This is a genomic window from Bacillus sp. NPDC094077, assembly GCF_050279465.1.
GTDB lineage: Bacteria > Bacillota > Bacilli > Bacillales > Bacillaceae_G > Bacillus_A.
In genome coordinates, this window is the sequence record NZ_JBNNUF010000001.1 from 97,012 (window position 1) to 115,015 (window position 18,004).

The 18,004-nt window shown below is 35.5% G+C and carries 17 protein-coding genes; 3 read left to right on the plus strand and 14 right to left on the minus strand.

Features of this window, described 5'->3' with window-relative positions; genetic code table 11:
* Nucleotides 1-115: 115 nt before the first annotated feature.
* From ACQKNR_RS00445 to ACQKNR_RS00465, 5 genes are all read right to left on the minus strand, one after another.
* Nucleotides 116-1,153 carry an LCP family protein gene (locus ACQKNR_RS00445; protein WP_427314572.1) on the minus strand — a complete coding sequence of 346 codons (1,038 nt, stop codon included), beginning with the start codon at nt 1,151-1,153 and terminating at the stop codon, nt 116-118.
* A gap of 17 nt (nt 1,154-1,170) precedes the next feature.
* Complete coding sequence (locus tag ACQKNR_RS00450; protein WP_427314573.1) at nt 1,171-2,169, minus strand: anti-sigma factor; 999 nt, start codon at nt 2,167-2,169, stop codon at nt 1,171-1,173.
* 12 nt (nt 2,170-2,181) lie between these two features.
* Nucleotides 2,182-2,715 carry an RNA polymerase sigma factor gene (locus ACQKNR_RS00455; RefSeq protein WP_427314574.1) on the minus strand — a complete coding sequence of 178 codons (534 nt, stop codon included), beginning with the start codon at nt 2,713-2,715 and terminating at the stop codon, nt 2,182-2,184.
* Nucleotides 2,716-2,907: 192 nt separating this feature from the next.
* The gene (locus tag ACQKNR_RS00460; RefSeq protein ID WP_427314576.1) at nt 2,908-3,714 is read right to left on the minus strand and encodes an ABC transporter permease subunit; all 807 of its coding nucleotides are present in this window, start codon (nt 3,712-3,714) and stop codon (nt 2,908-2,910) included.
* Nucleotides 3,707-4,600 carry an ABC transporter ATP-binding protein gene (locus ACQKNR_RS00465; RefSeq protein WP_427315784.1) on the minus strand — a complete coding sequence of 298 codons (894 nt, stop codon included), beginning with the start codon at nt 4,598-4,600 and terminating at the stop codon, nt 3,707-3,709. The genes ACQKNR_RS00460 and ACQKNR_RS00465 overlap by 8 nt, the downstream gene beginning before the upstream one ends.
* Nucleotides 4,601-4,754: 154 nt before the next feature.
* Between ACQKNR_RS00465 and ACQKNR_RS00470 the strand changes: the two genes are divergently transcribed.
* Nucleotides 4,755-5,357: a TetR/AcrR family transcriptional regulator gene (locus ACQKNR_RS00470; protein ID WP_427314578.1), complete on the plus strand. Its 603-nt coding sequence runs from the start codon at nt 4,755-4,757 to the stop codon at nt 5,355-5,357.
* Nucleotides 5,358-5,382: 25 nt separating this feature from the next.
* On the opposite strand, the gene ACQKNR_RS00475 is transcribed toward ACQKNR_RS00470, so the two are convergent.
* The 8 genes from ACQKNR_RS00475 to ACQKNR_RS00510 all read right to left on the minus strand — a co-directional run bounded on the left by ACQKNR_RS00475 (nt 5,383) and on the right by ACQKNR_RS00510 (nt 16,314).
* Nucleotides 5,383-6,414, minus strand: a complete 1,032-nt coding sequence (locus ACQKNR_RS00475; protein WP_427314580.1) for an oxidoreductase — start codon at nt 6,412-6,414, stop codon at nt 5,383-5,385.
* Nucleotides 6,415-6,619: 205 nt separating this feature from the next.
* Nucleotides 6,620-9,043 carry a DNA topoisomerase IV subunit A gene (gene parC, locus ACQKNR_RS00480; RefSeq protein ID WP_427314582.1) on the minus strand — a complete coding sequence of 808 codons (2,424 nt, stop codon included), beginning with the start codon at nt 9,041-9,043 and terminating at the stop codon, nt 6,620-6,622.
* A 1-nt stretch (nt 9,044) separates the two neighbouring features.
* Complete coding sequence (gene parE, locus ACQKNR_RS00485) at nt 9,045-11,009, minus strand: DNA topoisomerase IV subunit B (RefSeq protein ID WP_427314584.1); 1,965 nt, start codon at nt 11,007-11,009, stop codon at nt 9,045-9,047.
* Between the two features lie 374 nt (nt 11,010-11,383).
* Nucleotides 11,384-11,797 carry a CoA-binding protein gene (locus ACQKNR_RS00490; RefSeq protein WP_427314585.1) on the minus strand — a complete coding sequence of 138 codons (414 nt, stop codon included), beginning with the start codon at nt 11,795-11,797 and terminating at the stop codon, nt 11,384-11,386.
* A gap of 70 nt (nt 11,798-11,867) precedes the next feature.
* On the minus strand, nt 11,868-13,109 hold the full coding sequence (locus ACQKNR_RS00495) for a S1C family serine protease (protein WP_427314587.1): 1,242 nt from the start codon (nt 13,107-13,109) through the stop codon (nt 11,868-11,870).
* Between the two features lie 203 nt (nt 13,110-13,312).
* Entirely contained in the window at nt 13,313-13,990 is a 678-nt protein-coding gene (locus ACQKNR_RS00500; protein WP_427314589.1) for a response regulator transcription factor, read from the minus strand.
* An 18-nt stretch (nt 13,991-14,008) separates the two neighbouring features.
* Entirely contained in the window at nt 14,009-14,461 is a 453-nt protein-coding gene (gene nrdG, locus ACQKNR_RS00505) for an anaerobic ribonucleoside-triphosphate reductase activating protein (protein ID WP_427314590.1), read from the minus strand.
* A complete protein-coding gene (locus ACQKNR_RS00510; protein WP_427314592.1) occupies nt 14,458-16,314 on the minus strand; it encodes an anaerobic ribonucleoside triphosphate reductase in 1,857 nt (618 codons plus the stop codon). Before ACQKNR_RS00510 ends, nrdG begins: the two co-directional genes overlap by 4 nt.
* A gap of 225 nt (nt 16,315-16,539) precedes the next feature.
* On the opposite strand from ACQKNR_RS00510, the gene plsY reads away from it, so the two are divergent.
* Together plsY and ACQKNR_RS00520 are read left to right on the plus strand one after the other, a co-directional pair.
* A complete protein-coding gene (gene plsY / locus ACQKNR_RS00515; protein ID WP_427314594.1) occupies nt 16,540-17,136 on the plus strand; it encodes a glycerol-3-phosphate 1-O-acyltransferase PlsY in 597 nt (198 codons plus the stop codon).
* 108 nt (nt 17,137-17,244) lie between these two features.
* Nucleotides 17,245-17,535 carry a HesB/YadR/YfhF family protein gene (locus tag ACQKNR_RS00520; protein ID WP_427314596.1) on the plus strand — a complete coding sequence of 97 codons (291 nt, stop codon included), beginning with the start codon at nt 17,245-17,247 and terminating at the stop codon, nt 17,533-17,535.
* 27 nt (nt 17,536-17,562) lie between these two features.
* Here the strand turns inward: ACQKNR_RS00520 and ACQKNR_RS00525 are convergent, their stop codons facing one another.
* A complete protein-coding gene (locus ACQKNR_RS00525) occupies nt 17,563-17,982 on the minus strand; it encodes an acyl-CoA thioesterase (protein WP_427314597.1) in 420 nt (139 codons plus the stop codon).
* Nucleotides 17,983-18,004: the final 22 nt, after the last annotated feature.

An 18,004-nucleotide genomic window follows, 5' to 3' on the forward strand; every position in this document is an offset into this window, starting at 1 on the left:
AACTTGAACCCCATTATTATGTTACACTATTATCTATAATTTTAAAATAGTATATAATATTAAACTTTAAATGATATACTATTAAACAAAACAAAAAGCAGACGTTACGTCTACTTTAATTCTCCTCAATCTGCTTCGCACTTAACCCTAGATGTGTTCTAAGAGTATTACTCAAACTCTGCAAGTCCTTTTTATTAGGGTTATAATAATATACACGTTGGCCATTTGGTCCGTTAGGTAAATATAAATCATCACCGGCTAATTGAATTTTTTCAACTGAACCGTTTAAACCGTATTTATAAAAAGATAAAATATCATCCAATGCCAAATTTGTTTTAAAATCACCGTCAACCGCCTCAACCATTCCCTCTAGCTTTGTAATTGAACCTACACTTTTTAATTTACTTAAAATCGCTTCAATAACAAGCTGTTGACGCTGACCTCGCATTGCATCACTATCAATATGACGCGTTCTTGCTAGTGCAAGCGCTTCTTCCCCTGTTAATTTTTGTAGCCCTTTTTTCAAATGGATCGCATCAGGTTCATCTTTACTATTTTGTTCCGTAAATTCGACCGGGACATCTACTTCAATCCCATCAAGCTCATCAACAATTTTAATAAATGATCCAAAATTAAATTTTACAAAATAATCAACTGGAACTTGTAACAATTTTTCTACTGCTTCGACTGACGCTTGTGGTCCACCATCTTTACCATTCTTTACAAATCCTCTTCCATATGCATGTGCTATTTTATCTTGCTTTTTTTCAATTGGAACATATGTATATGTATCACGTGGTATACTCGTTAACTTCACTGTCTTATCATCTTTATTAAAAGTAGCTAATAAGAGTGCATCCGTATGAAAAGCTCCTCTATATTCTTCTTGGCGCTCCGCGTTTTCATCTATTCCCATAATTAGAAGCGAAACATTGTTTGCAATTGGTTTTACCGATTTTTCACGCAAATTTGATTTTTCACCACGCGCTAAAGTCAAACTAGATTTTTGTACAAGATTAGAAGTTTTCATATATACAGAGGCACCATATCCAACTCCGCAAAATAACAATACTCCTAGCACAAAACTTATTATCATCGTCTTTTTATATTTCCGTTTATTTTTCATTTCTCTTAAAGACGAGTTATTCTCCATTTCATTCCCTCCATTTTCTATTCATCTAATATGTTCTTCAATTTTTCATAATGAGCATTATCTTTTTGAAACAAACTTTCTTTCAATCCTTTATCTATTTGTATCCATTCCGTTGTAATAGAATATTGAATCATCCCTTGATTAAAACTAAGGAATTTCAACATAACCCCTGTATTTTTCTCTACAATCATTTCAAATCTCCCTCTTAAATCTTCAGCTGTACTTGCAGGCATTTCTATATTAATTTCCCCTTCTATCTTGTAACAATCTAATCCGAGATACTTCGTTTCTTTATAACTCCAATCTTTATATCGAATTAGTAAATCAGCAAATTCTGATTGGATACTATACTTAGCGAATCCCACATATTCGCCATCATACCGTTTTTTCTCACCTGATTTTCTCAATAGTCTTTCCGTAGGGGTTAATTTTAATAGTTCATTATTTCTTTTTTCTGGGCTCCATTTTGTCTCTTTATATGTATACTTCTCATCATCAAACTCTTTTTTCTTGCCCTCGTTATATATAGTCGTTCTTTTTTTCGATAGTTTATCTTCTTTTGAAGAGATACCTCTTTGTTTTTCCGTATCAATCGCATATTTATATGTTGTAGCAATTCTTGTAGAGCTAGAATATTCCTCGAATTGTCCTGAAATATTTTTAAAATGATCAATTGAATCCAGCATCTTTTGATGAATCTTTTCCTTATCTGGATAATTTACGTTCGATTTTATTTCTTCTTCATTTTCATAGTCAGAAAACGCCTTCTTCTTTACATATTCAAATACTCCTCCGTTTTGCGCAAAACTTTGTATAGAAAACTCGGACATAGAGACAATTGAAAGTGCTAGAACAGCAGCACTAATAACCATCAGATGAACTCTGTAATTCTTCTTTTTTACCGGCAGATTATGCAATGTATCATTTATCTTTTCATTTAACTCTGGTGGCACTATAACTTTTTCATCTTGTATTCTCTTTTTTAATTTCTCATCAAATGAATTTTCACTATCCATCCTCTACACCCCCTATTCCATCTTTAATCGCTCTTCTAATCGTTCCCTTGCACGTGACAATCTTGATTTAACCGTCCCTTTCGGAATTTCTAAAAGCGCTGCAATACTTTCTTGATTCATATCTTCATAATAATACAGTACGGTTACAGCTCTAAGTTCTTCCGTTAAAGACTGAATAGCATTACACAGGTCAATATCTTCGTATTGATCGAAAGCTACCATACTACTATCTTGATCTTCGATTATAATTATTTTTTTATAAGACCGAATGATATTGTTGCACTCATTTATTAAAATTCGAATTAGCCAGGTTTGAAAAAACTCTTCTTTTTTTAATTTTTTTATATTTTCATAGGCTTTTAAAATTGTCGTCTGTATGGCATCCTCTATATTTGTCTCATCATGTAGCATCGCCTTTGCAATGCGATACATCTTCAATTTTTCTGTATGTATAAGCATCATAAAAGCTTCATGATCACCTTTTTTCGCTAAGGAAACATCTGTTTCTTCTTTTACAATCATTTTGTATAAAGGGATTACTTTCACAATTGCTCCTCCTGTTTCATCCTCACTTCAAATTTAACTTTACACATATTAGACGGGGGAGCCTAGAAAAAGGTTCACTTTTTTGAATATTTTTATAAAGAAAGATAAACCCCCTAATTAGGATGCTACACTATACACATATCAAGTCAAATTTACAAACAAAAAAGTCCACTTTCTCAGTGGACTTCTACTTTATAACGGTAAATCTCTCTTCCTAAAAACAACTATTGCTACTAGAAAAATGCAAAGTGCTCCAGCAGTTAAACTTAAGCTTACTGGCCATATATTATATGTTCCTTCAGCAATTTCTTTCGGACGAAACAGTGTAAACAAAGATACGTTTCTCATCCACTCTAACTTATCACTTAGTTTCCCTACCATATCTAATACGAAAAATAAGATTGTTAAACTTGCTGAATAACTCAGTGCCTTTCTTTCGTCATTACATATACAAGAAAAGAAAAATGAATACGCACTAACAACTAAAAATATTAGCCCACCGACTACGTTTATCTTCAGAAATAATTCTTTATTTAAGTTATTATCTTTTAAAAACCATTCTGCACCTACTATACCCGCTACATAAATGACAAATACAATTATTAGTAGTCCCAATATGAGAACAGCAGCTTGCGTAATAGCAATTTGCACTCTAGATACAGGTGTCGCTAACAAGTATGCCATCGCTCCTTTATCTACATGGCGAGCAATTAAATGTGTCGCAACTGTTACGCAAAAAATTGTTAAAATAATAATAAACAATAGACTATAATACTCACCAGCTAAAAAATCCATTACGTTTTGAATCGGGCTTTCCATACCAACGATTTTTTTCACACTATCAGGCATAGCGCTTATTAATTCATTTAAACCTTTCGCTGAAACCATTGACGGGAATATCCAAATTAATAACCATAAATATAGTGCGGCACCAGTCGCATAACTCAAAATACTTTTTTGTGTTTCTTTCAAACTAGCTAAAAATAATTGTTTATTCATGCTTTATCCCTTCTTTCTTATCATAATAGTGCATAAATAAATGTTCTAAATCCATCGCTCTCGTTTGAAGTACCGTTACATTATATTTTGAAAGTGTTTGTAAAACAGTTTGATAATTTCCCTGTATAATAATAGACGCCTCTTTACCTTTCACAGCTTCAAATTGCAAATCACATTTTGCAAGAGACTCAATTTCTTCTTGAGATGATACTGTTACATCTATCACCTGTCTTCTCATTCCTTGTAAATCATGAATATTTTCAACCGTAACAAGGCGACCGTCTTTAATAATCGCTACTCTATCACACGTTCTCTCAATTTCAGTGAAAATATGTGAGGACATAAGAATCGTTTTCCCTCTTTGCTTTTCCTCTACTATTAAATCTATAAACACTTGTTGCATAAGTGGATCGAGTCCTGATGTCGGTTCATCTAAGATTAGTACTTCCGGATCGTGCATAAATGCAGCCACAATTCCTACTTTTTGCTTCATCCCTTTAGACATTTTTCGAATCGGTGTTTTCACATCAAATTGCAAACGTTCTATCAGTTCATCTCGTCTTTTCGTATCCTTTAACCCACGCATCCCTTGCATTAACCTTAAAAACCCTAATCCATCCATTCCTTCAATAAAAGAAATTTCTCCTGGTAGATAGCCAACTTCTCTTTGAATTTTCGCAGCATCATCCCAACAATCTAATCCAAAAATTGATGATTTCCCAGCTGTTGGTTTTATAAACCCCATTAAATTACGAATCGTTGTTGATTTCCCGGCACCATTCGGACCTAAGTAACCAAATACTTCGCCTTCTTTTACATCAAATGTAATATGAAACAAACCTTTTCCATTAGAAAATTTTTTTGTGACATCTTGAACTGAAATCATATTTCCACCTCGTTTTTTGAAATATTTCATTCTTGATATTTCAAAATTATTGTACTCCTCATTTTTTATATTCGCAACAACTTTTGAAATATTTACAAGTACATATTTCAAAATTATTGTTTTCACCTATATTTTCTTGTATATTTTAATTGAGGTGATTGCATTGAACGGTTTTGAAAAAGTGAAAGAAAAGAAAAAACGTGCCATTAAGGAAGCAGCCTTCGTTTTATTTTCAGAACGTGGATTTAATGAAGTGAAAATAGAGGATATTGCAAAAGAAGCAAACGTTTCTCAAGTTACAATTTATAATCATTTTGGAAGTAAAGATGCGTTATTTAGAGAACTTATACAAGAATTTATAGAGAGCGAATTCCATTACTATAAAGAGTTAGCAGATGAAGATATTCCTTTTCATGAAATGATGCAAAAGATGATCATTAGAAAAATGGAAACTGGAGGATTATTTCAGCCCGATATGTTGTTACAAATGATGCAAAAAGACGAAGCGCTCCGAGAGTTTATTTATAGTTATCAAAACGAAAAAATCCTTCCCTGGTATTTAGAAATATTAGAACGAGCTCAGCGTAAAAATGAAATAAACCCTCACCTTTCAAAAGAAATGATGTTACTTTACATTCAAATGTTCACTAAATTAGGTGATGATTTCGGAGCAAAACTTCTTGAAAGAGATCGAGAAAAGCATATACAAGATATAGTTACGATGTTCTTTTATGGTCTTTCTGTTCCACAAAAATAAAAAAGACACGAAATTCGTGTCTTTTTTATTTTACAGAAATGGCTCTACCCGTTTCACTACTTTCAATTGCTAATTGAATCAGTTTAATAACATCTAAACCTTCTTGTGCTGTTACAGGTGGGTTTACATCATTGAATATACTATCTCGCACACCTTTATAATACATGTCATAGCAACCAACTTCTGTTGGAATACGCACTAACTCTTCTTCTGTTTCTAAAGTAGCAAAATTCACTTCAGTATCTGTGCCATAACCGTTGTCGCCGGGCTTTACTCCATTTTTTAATTGTTCTTCTTGCGAATCCATACCGTACTTCACGATAGACCCTTTATCTCCATGTACTGTAAAATGTGGTCCAGCTTGTTTCACGTAACTGCTACTATGTAAAATGACACGCTTAACACCATAGTGAAGTACAACATGGAAGTAGTCATCAATCTCCGCACCTGGTCGTTGCTTTATTACATCTGCGCTGATCGCATCTGGTTTCCCAAATAACGATAATGCTTGGTCAATTAAATGCGATCCTAAATCATATAATATACCTGAACCTGGTAAATTCTTTTCTCTCCAGCGATCACGTACATTAGGACGGAAACGATCAAAATGCGCTTCATATGCGTATACATTTCCTACTCTATTTTTTTCTAACAATTTCTTAATTGTTAAGAAATCATTATCAAAACGACGATTATGATATACACTTAACATCACATTATGCTGCTCTGCTAATGAGATAAGTTCTTCTCCTTCTTCAATTGAAACAACAAATGGTTTTTCCACAACAACATGCTTACCATGTAAAATTGCTTCTTTTACATATGGAAAATGAGTTGTATTCGGTGAAGTTATAACAACTAATTCAACATCATCTCGCTTCACTAATTCATCAATTGTACTAACGACGTTAGCGCTTGGTAACGTTTCTTTTACTACCTCTTCTTTTGAGGATAATACGGCGCAAATATCATATTCTTCTATCGTTTGTAATAATGGGATATGAAATGTTGTACTAGAAAAACCAAATCCAACAATCCCTACACCTATTTTTTTCATGTTGTCCCTCCATTTGTGAGAACGATTTCATTTTACTATTATAGCAATGTTATTTTTATATACATAATAATTTGCTTAGAAAAAAAGCATCTTGCTACCATTCATAGCAAGATGCTTCCTTTATCCGCTATTTGCGGGCAGTAAAAGCCCGATTGGTTCAACTAATAAACAGTGGGGGATGCCCCCCACTGTTTAAAGTTTCACTTTATTCCGGTCTTTTCTTCGTCCACGTTTCTACAACTTCACCAGTATCATTAACATCTAGCACTAAACTACCGTTACTATACCGATCTTTATTTCGATACGCTTTTGGATCAATTTCTTCTACAATGTGCTTCTCTGTCTTCATGTAAATTACTTCATCGTCCCGAACAATTTCAATACCGACAATGCGGTATGGGTTACGTTTTAACTCTTTAAAAATAACAAGGCCTCGCTTCGCCCTCGTTGATTTCTCAATTTCTGATGCCTTTATACGTTTAACAGCACCACGCTGCGTTACGAGTATAAGTTGATCCTTTTCACCATTTAACGGCTTACCAGAAGCGACATAATCATCTTCTTTTAAATTAATCGCTTTTACACCAGCGGCTCTTACACCAACTGGACTTACTTCATCTTCATGGAAAATAAGTGCATATGCACCATGTGTCGCAAGAACAATATCTCTTGTTCCATCTGTTGCAAATATATCGACAACTTCATCATCTTTTTTCAAGTTTACAGCAACGAACGCTCTTGAATAGCGCTGTACTTTATATTGATTTAATTCTGTTTTCTTTATCATACCATTTCGTGTTACAAATACGATAAATCGTTTTTCTTCCTCAAAGTTCGGTACGACAGTTGCCCAAATGATTGTTTCATCTCGGTCGAGTGAAACAATGTTAGCAACGTGTTGACCTAAATCTTTCCAACGAATATCTGGCATTTCGTATACTGGAAGATATATATAGTTTCCTTTATTCGTAAATAAGAGGACTGTCTCCGTCGTATTTGTATCGAAGCGTTCGAGTAAGATGTCACCCTCTTTCATACCGAAGTCTTTGCCATTTGAGGCATTATGTGAGCGCCATCCAGTACGTTTCACATATCCTTCTTTCGTTACAGTAACGATGACATCTTCTTGTGGAATCATCACTTCCACATCTATTTTAATTTCCTCAATTTGTTCTTCAATAATAGCGCGGCGATCATCACTATATGTTTTCTTAACTCTCTTTAAATCAGTTTTAATTACTTGAAGTAACCTTTTTTCACTTTGTAAAATCGACTGTAGCTCTATAATTTTCTTATTAAGCTCATCCGCCTCTTGTTCTAATGCTGTAATATCCGTATTTGTTAAACGATATAATTGTAGAGATACAATAGCTTCCGATTGCGCTTCTGTAAAACCAAATTTTGCACTTAAATTATCTTTCGCATTACGCTTATCTTTTGAAGCTCGAATCGTTTCGATTACTTGGTCTAAAATCGATAATGCTTTCTTTAAACCTTCTACAATATGTTGACGATTTTCTGCTTTTCGTAATTCATATTGTGAACGCCTCGTAACGACTTCTTTTTGATGTCCAATATATGCATCCAAAATCTTAGGTAATGTCATAAGTGTTGGACGGCGATTATTGATCGCTACCATATTAAAATTATATGGAATTTGCAAATCTGTATTTTTATATAGATAATTTAAAATACCTTCAGCATTTGCTTCTTTTTTTAATTCTACAACAATACGAAGACCTGTACGATCTGTCTCATCACGAACTTCAGCAATTCCATCTAACTTTTTATCTAGACGTAATTCATCCATTTTCTTAACAAGGTTTGCCTTATTCACTTCGTAAGGAATTTCAGTGATTACGATTTGCTGTTTCCCACCGCGGATCGTTTCAACTTCTGCTTTTCCTCGAATAATAATTTTGCCTTTACCTGTTTCATACGCCTTTTTAATACCATCAATCCCTTGAATAATACCACCTGTAGGGAAATCTGGTCCTTTAATAACTGTTAATAAATCATCAACCGTACTATTCGGCTTATCAATACGCATCATTGTAGCATCAATAACTTCTCCAAGATGATGTGGAGGAATTTCTGTTGCATAACCAGCCGAAATCCCTGTAGATCCATTCACTAATAAGTTCGGGAACATTGCTGGTAATACAACCGGTTCTTCACTCGTATCATCAAAGTTCGACACAAATTCTACTGTTTCTTTATCTAAATCACGTAATAACTCAGATGCGATTGGTGATAAACGCGCTTCTGTATAACGCATTGCTGCTGCTGGATCCCCATCAACACTACCGTTATTACCATGCATTTCAACTAAAACATTACGCACTTTCCAAGTTTGACTTAAACGTACCATTGCCTCATATACAGAGGAATCTCCATGTGGATGATAATTACCGATAACGTTACCTACTGTTTTAGCTGATTTACGAAACGCTTTATCATGTACATTACCTTCTACATACATAGAATATAAAATACGTCTTTGTACTGGCTTTAAACCATCACGTGCATCTGGAAGCGCGCGATCTTGAATAATATATTTACTATAACGTGCAAAGCGGTCACCTAACACGTCTTCAAGCGGGAGGTCATGAAACTTCTCTGCTTGCATGTTATTCCACCTCCGTCTCCATAATCATTTCATTTTCTAAAATATTACCTTCTTCTTGCATACCGAATTGTACGTTACGTTCAATCCATTTACGGCGCGGCTCTACTTTATCACCCATTAACGTTGTAACGCGGCGCTCCGCTCTTGCAGCATCATCAATTTTCACGCGGATCAATGTACGCGTTTCAGGATTCATAGTTGTTTCCCATAATTGATCCGCATTCATTTCACCAAGTCCTTTATAACGCTGTAACATATAGCCTTTTCCAACTTTTTTCGTCACACCATCTAATTCATCATCTGACCATGCGTATTCAATAACTTCACTCTTTCCCTTACCTTTACTTACTTTGTATAAAGGTGGAAGTGCGATAAATACTTTGCCAGCTTCGATAAGTGGTTTCATATATCTGTAGAAGAAAGTTAGTAACAATACTTGAATATGAGCTCCATCTGTATCGGCATCGGTCATAATTACAACTTTATCGTAGTTAATATCTTCCACATCGAATTCATTTCCTACGCCGCCACCAATCGCATAAATGATTGTATTAATCTCTTCATTTTTAAAGATATCAGCAAGCTTTGCTTTTTCTGTATTAATTACTTTACCACGTAATGGTAATACCGCCTGAAAACGTCGGTCTCGTCCTTGCTTTGCAGAACCACCGGCAGAGTCACCCTCCACTAAATATAATTCATTTTTTTGCGGATTACGTGATTGTGCAGGTGTTAACTTACCACTTAATGTACCTTCTGATTTCTTTTTCTTTTTACCAGTACGTGCTTCCTCTCTCGCTTTACGAGCGGCTTCACGCGCTTGCGCTGCTTTAATCGCTTTTCTCACAAGAAGTGTAGCTACATCCGGATTTTCTTCTAAAAAGTATGCTAAATGCTCAGATACAATGGCATCAATTGAAGAACGAGCTTCACTTGTACCTAGTTTCCCTTTCGTCTGCCCTTCAAACTGAAGTACTTCTTCTGGTACACGTACAGAAACGATAGCTGCTACACCTTCACGAATATCTGTACCTTCTAAGTTTTTATCTTTTTCTTTTAATAGCGAAACTTTACGAGCATACTCATTAAACACACGTGTCATCGCTGTCTTAAATCCAGCTTCGTGTGTTCCACCATCTTTTGTACGTACGTTATTTACAAACGAAAGAATGTTTTCTGAGTAACCATCGTTAAATTGAAATGCTAGTTCTGCTTCAATCCCATTTTGTTCACCAGTGAAGTATACAACTGGATGAATTGAATCTTTTTCTTCGTTTAAATATGAAACGAAAGCTTCAATTCCTGTTTCATAATGAAATACATCTTCTAAATCATTTCGTTCATCTTTTATTGAGATCTTCATTCCTTTTAATAAGAATGCTGATTCCCGTAATCTCTCACATAATGTTTCATAATTGTAATTTGTTGTACTAAAAATAGTTGTATCTGGTTTAAAGTGCATCGTTGTACCAGACTCTTTTGTTTTCCCGATTTTCTCTAACGTCGTTGCAGGAACGCCGCCATTTTCAAAACGTTGCTCATAAATATTTCCGTCACGCTTAATCGTTACAACTAGCCATTCTGATAAGGCGTTTACAACTGATGCCCCAACACCGTGTAAACCACCACTCGTTTTATAGCCACCTTGACCAAACTTACCACCAGCATGAAGTACAGTTAAAATAACTTCAGGTGTAGGTTTCCCAAGTTTATGCATTCCCGTAGGCATTCCTCGCCCTTTATCAATAACACTAATACTATTATCTTTATGTATTACGACAGAAATCTCGTCGCCAAATCCCGCTAACGCTTCGTCAACGGAGTTATCTACTATTTCATATACTAAATGATGCAATCCACGGCTGTCCGTACTCCCGATATACATACCCGGGCGTTTTCGAACGGCTTCAAGTCCTTCTAATACTTGAATTGCATCTTCATTGTATTGGAACTGATGCTTCGCCAAACTCCTTGCCCCTTTCCTAATCAAATCAGAACATATGTTTCTATTATAGAATAACGCCTAACCTATCGTTTTGGCAAGTTATCTTATCTCTTTTATATACCATTTTCAATAGAAAAATCCTTGTTTTTTCACAAGGATTCCTCTAGGCTACTATTTCAGAAAAATAATCGTTTGTCAACGAGAAATGGATATGTATTCCAAGATTACACATTCCAAACCTTTATCATGATCCAAATGATCAATATCCAAAACGGGATAACAAGTAACAATCCCCAAAAACAGCCTTAAAAAAATCTCATGATGAACACCTCGTTCATCGGCCCTGCTCATACATATAGAGGGCTGAATCAATCTTTCTATCTTTACAATCTATACTATTTGGTCATCGCGTGTTCTACTTTAATACAACGATCCATTATTACAGTATAGCCTTTTTCTTGTAAGAATTTATATGTATCTTCATCTTGTACTCCTAATTGTGCCCAAAAAACATCTGCATCAATCTTTACAACATCTTTTGCAACATCCATTAAAAATTCTGAACGGCGAAATACATTTACGATATCAACATGTTCTTTAATATCCGTCAGTGAAGAAAATGCCTTTTCTCCAAGCACTTCATCAACTGTTGGATTTACTGGAATAATGCGGTACCCCGCATCTTGCATTGCTTTTGAAACCATATACGATGTACGTTCTGGTTTGTCTGATAATCCAACAACAGCAATCGTTTTGCTTTTTTTCAATACTTCACCAATTTCCGTACGGGTTGGGTTTTCAATTGTCATAATTAATCCCTCCTATACCTTTAGTATATCCGATAAAGAAAGTCTCTTTCAACATGAAAGAGACTTTCTTTTACTGATTCTTAGTAGTTGAATTATCTGCTAATGTAGCTGTTTTCGTCATTTTTTGACCATTGCGATAGAATGTAACTTCTACTTTCTCGCCTACTTTTTTCTTTTCATATAAATATTTACGGAATTGAAGTGAATTTTCTACTTTTTGATCATCTAATGCTACTACAATATCATATTGCTCTAAACCAGCTTTTTCAGCCGGTGATATTGGGTAAATTTTACCTAATACAACACCATTCGTTACTTCTTTTGGCACTTTCAGTTGATTTACTGCATAAGTTTGTACGTCTTCTAATGAAACGACACCTACTCCAAGTGCTGGACGTTTCACCACGCCATCTTTTTCAAGTGATTCAATAACTGGTTTTGCGATGTTAATTGGGATTGCAAATCCAATCCCTTCAACTTCTTGTTGCGCAATTTTACTTGAGTTAATTCCAATTAATTCACCGTTTTGATTAAATAACGCGCCACCACTATTACCAGGGTTAATCGCCGCATCTGTTTGAATAACTTGTGCTTGCCAATCTGGACGCTGGTCTCCATCAATATCAACTGGAATTTCACGTTCTTTACTACTGATTATACCTTCCGTTACACTTCCATCAAAACCTAGTGGGTTACCGATTGCAATTGCTTTTTCACCCGCGCGGATTTTACTTGAGTCACCTAAAGTTGCAACTTTATTAATATTAGTTCCATCGATTTCCACAACCGCTAAATCTAACCATGGATCCTTACCAACTAATTTTGCATCAACTTGCTTTCCGTCGCTTAATTTAACAGCAAGTTTGTTTGCACCATCTACTACATGATTATTCGTTACAATATATGCTTTATTTCCTGCTTTTTTATAAATAACACCTGATCCCGTACCAGCCGTTTGCTCTTGAGCTGCTGGTTGCACCGCAAATGGATCAACGGCTTTTTGCATATTAATTACACCAACTACTACATCCTTCGCACCTTCAACCATGCCTGGTAAATCAGTTTCGCCCTTCGATTTATTAACAACAGGTGTTACTGTACCTTCAACTTGTTGATTCGAGTTAAATGATGATACCGCCGCTCCATTATTTTGAGCCCATGGCATATATGGTGCTGCAAAACTAATTGAAACAGCTCCAACTACAGCTCCGACTAAACCTGTGAAAAAGTAACCTTTTTTACTACCTGATTTTTTCACTTCTCTCATTTCACTATGCTCTTCATTCAAATTTGGTCCGTCGTAATATCCCATGTTTTATTTCCCCTCTCTGGTGAATTCGTATTTTCAGTATAGTCACGCTTTGTGTCCTTCTTGTGAACTCATCGTGAAATCCAATTAAAAAAATACTCTTATCTAGCATTGTAGACAAGAAAAGTATTTTTTGTACATTCTACCTTCAACAGAGTATATCAAATTGCTATATTTTCAGGCTAAGGTGCACAATTCGCTCTAGATTATTCTTCAAATTTATAACCAACTCGAATAACAGTACCGATATGCTTCGCTTTATCTCCTAGCTTATTTCGCAGTTTTTTAATATGTGTATCAACCGTTCTGTCATCACCGTAGTAATCATATCCCCATAACTGATCTAATAAATGTTGACGTGACAACACAATTCCTTTGTTCTCCATTAAATAAACAAGAAGTTCAAATTCTTTATGTGTCAATACAATTTCTTCCCCGTCTACTAAAACGGTTCTAGATAGACGATTCACTTCTATTCCAGCTAAAGACATAGCGTTTTCTTCCGCTACTCCTACTGCACCATCTGCACGTTTCAATAACGTCTTCGCGCGAGCTACTAACACTTTTGGGCTAAAAGGTTTCGTTACGTACTCATCTGCACCTAATTCGAAACCTAGCAATGTGTCATCCTCATCCGAACGTGCTGTCAACATAATAATTGGTACCGCTGACTCTTTTCTAATTCGTCTACAAACGGACCATCCATCTATTTCTGGTAACATAATATCTAACATAATTAAATCAATTGTATGTTCAGCAAATAATTCTAACGCTTTTTTTCCATCTTCTGCTTCGATTACTTCAAAGCCTTCATTACGAAAATAATCACTAACGATTTCACGTAATCTTCTTTCGTCTTCAACAAGCAATACTGTTTTATTCATATAACCTATCCCGCCTTTTTACTCTTTCAATCGAATAATACGTTGATTGGAGCTTCCGCGAAATGGAAGTGTTAAACCTCTTTTCTCGATTTCAAATCTTCCATCGACTAAAACATCCACATAATGTAACAACTCTATCATATCATTATTTTGTGAATTCTGTATCTCTTCTAACGTATAACCTGTATAAATCCATAGATTTTTTTTCAAATCCTTCACTGCTTTTGCTACTTTTTTCACTTCAGCAGCTTGCAAGAACGGATCTCCACCTGAAAATGTTACATCAGTTAATGAATTATTTTCAATCTCTTTCACAATTTCTTCTACTGTCATTTCAGTTCCATTGCAAATATTCCACGATTTCGGATTATGGCAGCCAAAACAACGATGCGGACAGCCCGCAAAAAACACGACTGTCCGCAACCCTTCTCCATCTACTACGCTATCATGAATAATGTTCATAACTTTCATTTATGCTTCACCCGATCCATCTCTTCACTACGTTTCGCACTATTCCATTTCGACATATCTCCTACAAGATAGCCTGTTATACGGCGTATTCTCTCTATATTCCCTTCGTCTTCATTTCCGCAGCTTGGACATTCATTTCCAATAACTCCGTGATAACTGCAGCATTTACAACGATCAACAGGATGATTAATTGAACCGTACCCAACGCCATGCTCTGCCATCGCTTGTACAATTTGTTTTAACGCCTTTTGATTATGCATCGCTGCTCCGTCTAGTTCAATATACGTAATATGCCCTCCATTACATAGAGCATGGAAAGGTCCTTCTAAACGAATTTTATTTATCGCTTGAATGTTATAATAAACCGGCACATGGAATGAATTCGTATAGTAATTATGGTTCGTTATACCGCTAATTTCACCAAATTCTCCTCTGTCTTTTTTCACAAACTTACCTGATAAGCCTTCGGCAGGCGTTGCAATTATTGAGAAATTCAGTTGGTGTTCTTCTGTCGCCTTATCCATTCTCTCCCTCATAAAGGAAATGATTTCATATCCAAGTTTCCATGATTCCTCATCTTCTCCATGATGCTTTCCTGTTAAAGCTACTAAACATTCCGCAAGACCGATAAAACCAATACTTAACGTCCCTTGCTTTAAAATAGGGGCTACCAAATCTTCAGGCTGTAACTTTTCGCCACCACGCCATACACCTTGTGAATATAAAAACCGAAAATCTCTCGCTCGCTTCGTACATTGATACGCGAATCTCTCTAATAATTGCTTAATTCCTAGATCTAAGTAATAATTTAGCGCTTCAAAAAACGCTTCTTTCGATCCACTAATCAGCCCTAATTTCACTAAATTAATAGAAGTAAACGACAGATTACCTCTTCCTATTGCTGTTTCTTCTCCATGTATATTAGACATAACACGGGTACGACATCCCATGTAACATACTTCACTTTCAGGTCGCCCATCATAATGCACTGCATTAAATGGAGCATCTAAAAATGAAAAGTTAGGGAATAATCGCTCTGCTGTTGTCTCTAATGCTAATTCAAACAAATCGTAGTTTGGATCACATTCTTCAAAATTCACACCTTTTTTCATTTTAAAAATTTGAATAGGGAAAATCGGTGTTTCTCCTTTTCCAAGTCCTGCTTGCGTCGCTTTTAAAAGTTGTTTAATTAAAAGTCTACCCTCTTTCGATGTGTCTGTTCCGTAATTAATAGAAATAAACGGTACTTGTCCCCCGCCTCTACTATGCATACTATTCGAATTATGAATGAAAGCTTCACACGCTTGATACGTATCATTCTCTGTTTCTTTCCATGCGAATTCCTCTATTTGTTCTTTCGTAAGCGGATATGACTGTAATCGTTTTTTATGTCTCTCTACTGTTTTTCTCACATAGGGAGCTAAATCAATATCAAAGAGTGCAAACGATTGACCACCGTGTTGCATATTTTGATTCGCTTGAAAAATAATAGAAGAAAGAGCCAATGCACTTTTAATGTCTTGCGGTTGTCTCATATGTCCATGTCCAGTATGAAAACCGTTAGCAAGCATTTGCGCTAAAGGAATTTGCGAACAAGTCGTCGTTCCCGTCGCATAAAAATCTAAATCATGCGGATATAATATATTTTGATTTATGGCTTGTTTCACTTGATCTGATAATAAATTTTCAACTGCATAATATTTCGCACTCTCAGATGCGAACGTTCCCATTACGCCCATTGGAGAGCGGCCATCTACATTTGCATTCTCTTGCATTAAATCTTGTTCATTGCCGTGGACAATTGTCTCAAACACTTTCATTAATTCTTCTCCACGTATATTTCGTTGTAACATTTATAACCCTCCATCAATATGTTGTTATCTTTTGATTAAAATGTTACAACATATAGTCCTGCTGTTTCTGTGAGAAATGTAACATTCCTGTGAAATTTTTTTCACGAAATAATGAATTTTTCATTTACAAAAAAGAAATGTGCTCTTTACAAATGTATGGTACAATATACGGGAAAAACTCTTTTTACCCTTTATCAACACATTTGAATAAAGGAGACTGAACTTATGGCTACTACATATCTTTTATTTATCGTTGCCTACTTACTTGGCTCGATTCCATTTGCATTAGTCGTTGGAAAAATCGGTTATGGAATCGACATTCGTGAGCACGGAAGCGGTAATTTAGGCGGAACAAATACATTCCGAACGTTAGGGAAAAAAGCAGGTTTTATCGTTACAATTGCTGACATTTTAAAAGGTACATTAGCAACAGGTCTACCGATTATTTTCGGATTAGATATTCACCCGCTATGGTTCGGATTAGCAGCTGTTCTTGGACATGTATATCCGATTTTCGCGAAATTCCGTGGTGGTAAAGCAGTTGCAACTTCTGCTGGCGTGCTATTATGCTACTCACCGGTTGTTTTTGCAATATTAGCTGTTGTATTTTTCACCCTTTTATTTACAACAAGATACGTATCACTTTCTTCTATGGTAACAGCTGTCGTTGCTGTTATTGCAGCCATTGTTAGCGGGGATAAAATCTTCATTATTGCGATGTGTTTATTAGCAGGTATGGTTATTTATAAACACCGTGCGAATATCGGACGAATTATAAATAAAACTGAACCGAAAGCAAACTTTTCAAAAAAGCAAAAATAAGATCTTAACCCACATAACGCAAAAAGAAAACGTGAAGCATATTAATAGCGTCTTTTTGCGTTATTTTTTATACTAAAGAAAAAGCAACATAACTTGGAGGAACTATACATGAATCTTTCCGTAACAAAAGAAGCAGCACAATGGTATAAAGACGAATTAAACTTACAATCAGGCGATACACTACGCTTTTTCGTACAATACGGTGGTTGCAGTACTGTGCAAAAAGGACTTTCTTTAGGAATTCGTAAAGATGATCCTGCACATCCTGCTGTTCAAATTCAAGAAGAAGGTATTAACTTCTTTATTGAAGGCGATGATGAGTGGTTCTTCGATGGACATAATTTATTAGTTACACTTAACGCCGGTGATGATTTCCCTCAATTTAATTATGAAAAATAAAAAAACGTGGCTTCTGCCACGCTTTTTTTATTTCTTTTTAATTTCCTCATATTTCGCATACCACTCAGGATATAACTTTTTAAATGATACAGGACGGAATCCTTCTTTTTTCGCACAAATATTCGTTGTAGTTGCTGTGATACAAAGCTCGCCTTCACCATTATAAATTTCATATCCATATACAACACGAAGCGGGCTCACACTATCAATCCAAGTTTTCACAATTGCCTTTTCTCCGTAACGCATCGCTTTGCGGTACGAAATTTGCAAATCTAATACAGGAGAGATAACCCCTTCTTTCTCCATTTCAACATATGAAAACCCTAATTCTTGTATAAGTTTCGTGCGCCCAAGTTCCAGCCACACTAAATAGTTTGAATGATAAACAACACCCATTTGGTCAGTTTCCGCATAGCGGATTTCAATTTCATGTTCTGCTACAAACATTTCTATTCGCCTTCTTTCACTT